Source organism: Rheinheimera oceanensis (genome assembly GCF_018831085.1).
Classification (GTDB): Bacteria; Pseudomonadota; Gammaproteobacteria; order Enterobacterales; family Alteromonadaceae; genus Alishewanella; species Alishewanella oceanensis.
The window spans coordinates 1-3,457 of the sequence record NZ_JAGPNM010000026.1 but is presented as its reverse complement, the minus strand read 5'-3'; the positions used below and the strand labels follow the sequence as shown (position 1 = coordinate 3,457).

Sequence of the window (3,457 nt, the reverse complement as noted above, 5' to 3'; positions counted from 1 at the left end):
TCCTGTTATGATGAGTGCACAGCTTATCGCGCGATCTTTAGTAGGAATAGGACGTCCTAAAATGGACGCTTACGCTGTAAAAGCATATCTAGACGAAGGATTTGATATAAACACTATCAACTCCAATGGCACAACGATGCTATTAGCAGCAACTATAGAAGGACACTCAGATTTAGTTGATTATTTGCTTAAAAGCGGTGCAGATCCAAATTTGAGCAATATTCAAGGCACTAGCCCACTTTTTGGCGCATCCCTGATGGGGTTTAATGAAATTGTTACCAGCTTACTAGCTAATGGTGCCAACCCTAATATTCGAATAGACGGTATTTACGTAACACCATTGATGATTGCGATAGCAAATAATCGAACAGAAGTGGTTGCTACTTTGCTTAAACATGGCGTTGATCTCACTATAGAAAACTCCGAAGGAAAAACTGCTGCTGAGCTAGTCCAAAGCGAGGAAATGCGTGAGCTTTTTAATAAATTTGCAAGTAGCAGCTAACAAGGCAAGTCAGCATCGCACCTACGGTGCTGGACTCGCTAACGCTCGCCGCTGCTTGCGGCGTTAAGAGGCAAAGACTGTGGAAATCGTTCCTCTGGCTGACAAGAAAGAATTCATTGCCGAGTTGGCGGAGCTCCACCATTCAGAGTGGAAGCATTTGAACCCCGCGCTTACTCTGGAAGGTCGAGCCGAAGCAATCTCCAAAGCTGCAGGGCGAGAGGGTATTCCTTCAATCTTTGTTGCCGTGTCGGGGAGTCAACTTGTTGGTTCGGCTGCTTTAGTACAGAACGATATGGACACTAAACCGGGTTTATCCCCTTGGCTGGCTGCCGTTTATGTCAAAGAGTCCTTCCGGCATCAGGGAATAGCAACTGAATTGATCGCTCAATGCGAAGCAGAGGCAATTCGTTCCAGTGCTGATACCTGGTACCTCTACACCGAGTTCGCCTCGAAACTTTATGAGAAGCTCGGGTGGCGCCATCTTGAACGATGCAAATATAAGGGAGTGACGGTCGATGTTATGTGCAAGCAGATCGCCTCTTAACCAGCGCAGGCACAGCGACGGCCTTTTCGTTGCGGCTGCGCCTCCACTGCAAGGCCGCGCGTGCTGCGGGCGTTAAATTTCTGAAGGAGTAGCGAAGTGTCCATTAAAGAATCAAACAACTTACCATTTTTTGAAAGACCAGACCTTTCTCCCTTCCTTGTCCATTTGACTAAGAATACCAAATCTGACGATGAATTTTCCGCCTATGACAACTTGGTTAATATTCTGAAGACAGGGGAGATATGGGGCAGTAATACTGAAAAAGGATTTATAAAAGGCCCGAATGAAGCTGCCTGCTTTATGGATATCCCATTAGCTTCGCTAAAATATGTTCTTAATGAAGCAAACACAAATCCAGAAAAGCCTAGATATGAGCCGTATGGGATAATAGTTTCAAAGACTTACGCCTATAAAAAAGGCTGTCGACCAGTAATATACCTATCCAATGAAGAGTTGGATGCACTGAAAATGCCACGAGAAGAACTTTGGCGCGTTGTGCGTTTGGAAGGCGTCGATGGAGAAGGTATAAACTGGGTTCACGAAAGAGAGTGGAGGGTAAAAGGCGATTTCAGAATTCCAAATGATCCACATGCAGTTTTGGTTAGGAATGTAGCTTCTGCGAAGAAACTCAGGCAGGCGATAGATAAAGATCCGAAGAAATTCAAATCATTGCCATCATCAATTATTCCTTTAACTGTACTGTGCCAAGGCCTGCCGTATATGGGGTAATTAAATTTAACAATCGCAAGCACGCGGATCAAATTTCCGCTTCGCTCCAATTTGCCCGGTGTTGCGGGCGTTATGCATGAGTAAGACCGTGGCATCAATGGATATAGCTAGAAGAGTACAGATCGCAATGCTAGGCGAGGTTCCTCATACACTTCGCTTTCTTTACGTGTCGCTAATTGATAACAAGTTGAGTTTCCATGCGGTTTTTACTGATGACGCAACAGACGATCATCTTGAGTCAGCAAGTTGCGTTTTAACGGAAATAATAGCTAGTTGCCCACGTAATGTAGTTCTCAATGAAATTATTGAAAGAGATAGTAAAAAGCCATGGAAAATAGGTGGCGGTGACAATTTGATGTATTTACGGTACGGAGAGTTAAGTCATGCATAACAAGGCGCTGTTGTCGCCACTGTCGTGGCTGGGACGGCTTACGCTGCGCTCCAGCCGCCCCAAAGCTTTGCGTTAAATACCATATGGAGTTCAGATGTCACCGATAGCGACTACCCCGATACCACCTTACTATGCTGTCATTTTTACTTCACTGCGGACAGATGGTGATAATGGTTATGGTGATATGGCAACCAAAATGGTTCAGCTGGCATCTGAACAACCGGGATTCATCGGTATCGAGTCTGCTAGGGAAGATGTAGGTATAACTGTTTCATATTGGCGAGATCTTGAGTCTATCAAGCAATGGAAAGCAAATACTGAGCATTTAGTAGCTCAGAAGTTAGGTCGCGAACAATGGTATACCAGTTTTAAAACAAGGATTGCCAAAGTTGAACGAGACTATGGTATTTAACAAAGCCAGTCAGCAACGCTCCCGTTGGTCGCTGGACCTCAAACCCGCTGTGCGGTTTTTCGGCCGCTGCTGGCGGCGTTAACTGCCTAGAGGAATCATGGATTTATCCAACATCACATATCAAGGACCAGAATATCAGGCAGACCAAGAGATTGAGTCATTACTTCCTGATAATCTGCTTTCACTCTTGAAGCAAATAAACGGTTTTATTCAGTTCGGTGGCGGACTACATGTGCGTGGTCTTTGCAATGAACCTGAATGGCACAGTTTAAGGGCAGCACTATTTGGCGAAAATGCGATCCATAAACTCTACCCTTCGGTAGAGAAGTCAGATGTTCCGTTCGCTCAAGATTGTGTGGCAGATCAATACTTATTAAGAGATCGCACTGTCTATAAACTCTTCGCTGAAACTGGAGAACTTGAGAGTCTTGATTTTGGTCTGGGGTCTTTCTTGTCTGCGGCATCAACTGACCCGGTGGAGTTTCTTGGTTTAGAGCCGTTGTTGCAGCTTCAAAATCAAGAGCAACACCTAGAGCCAGGTCAAGTGATACATGTTTACCCTCCGTTCTGCACGGAACAGGCTAAAAACGGAGTATCACTAAAGCCCGTAAGCATCACAGAGGCAATAGTATTTTTAAGTGATTTCTCTAAGCAAATAAACACAGTGGGTAATGGCGGCAAAATTGAAATTCGAGTCACAGAGTAGTCAGCAGTTAACAAGCGGCTGCACCGGACAAATTTTCGCTGTCACCTTTTTTGCGTGGCAAAAAAGCCGCCATCAAAAATTTGCTCGGTGAGCCGGGCGTTAGGGCATTATGCAGATATCAGTGATTCAACTGACCAATGACGAAATCGGAGAGCTCCTCGATAGCGCCCGGA

At 45.2% G+C, this 3,457-nt stretch carries 6 protein-coding genes; all 6 read left to right on the top strand.

Features of this window, described 5'->3' with window-relative positions; translation table 11 throughout:
• Positions 1–502, top strand: a 502-nt coding sequence (locus tag J3B89_RS20835; protein ID WP_215399523.1) for an ankyrin repeat domain-containing protein, incomplete at its 5' end; no start/stop codon positions are given.
• A 79-nt stretch (positions 503–581) separates the two neighbouring features.
• The gene (locus J3B89_RS20830) at positions 582–1,046 is read left to right on the top strand and encodes a GNAT family N-acetyltransferase (protein WP_215399522.1); all 465 of its coding nucleotides are present in this window, start codon (positions 582–584) and stop codon (positions 1,044–1,046) included.
• 96 nt (positions 1,047–1,142) lie between these two features.
• Positions 1,143–1,775, top strand: coding sequence for a hypothetical protein (locus tag J3B89_RS20825; protein ID WP_215399521.1), 633 nt, complete (start codon positions 1,143–1,145; stop codon positions 1,773–1,775).
• 76 nt (positions 1,776–1,851) lie between these two features.
• The gene (locus tag J3B89_RS20820) at positions 1,852–2,166 is read left to right on the top strand and encodes a MafI2 family immunity protein (protein ID WP_215399520.1); all 315 of its coding nucleotides are present in this window, start codon (positions 1,852–1,854) and stop codon (positions 2,164–2,166) included.
• 94 nt (positions 2,167–2,260) lie between these two features.
• On the top strand, positions 2,261–2,578 hold the full coding sequence (locus tag J3B89_RS20815; RefSeq protein ID WP_215399519.1) for an antibiotic biosynthesis monooxygenase family protein: 318 nt from the start codon (positions 2,261–2,263) through the stop codon (positions 2,576–2,578).
• Between the two features lie 97 nt (positions 2,579–2,675).
• A complete protein-coding gene (locus tag J3B89_RS20810; protein ID WP_215399518.1) occupies positions 2,676–3,284 on the top strand; it encodes a hypothetical protein in 609 nt (202 codons plus the stop codon).
• The last annotated feature ends 173 nt before the right edge of the window (positions 3,285–3,457 follow it).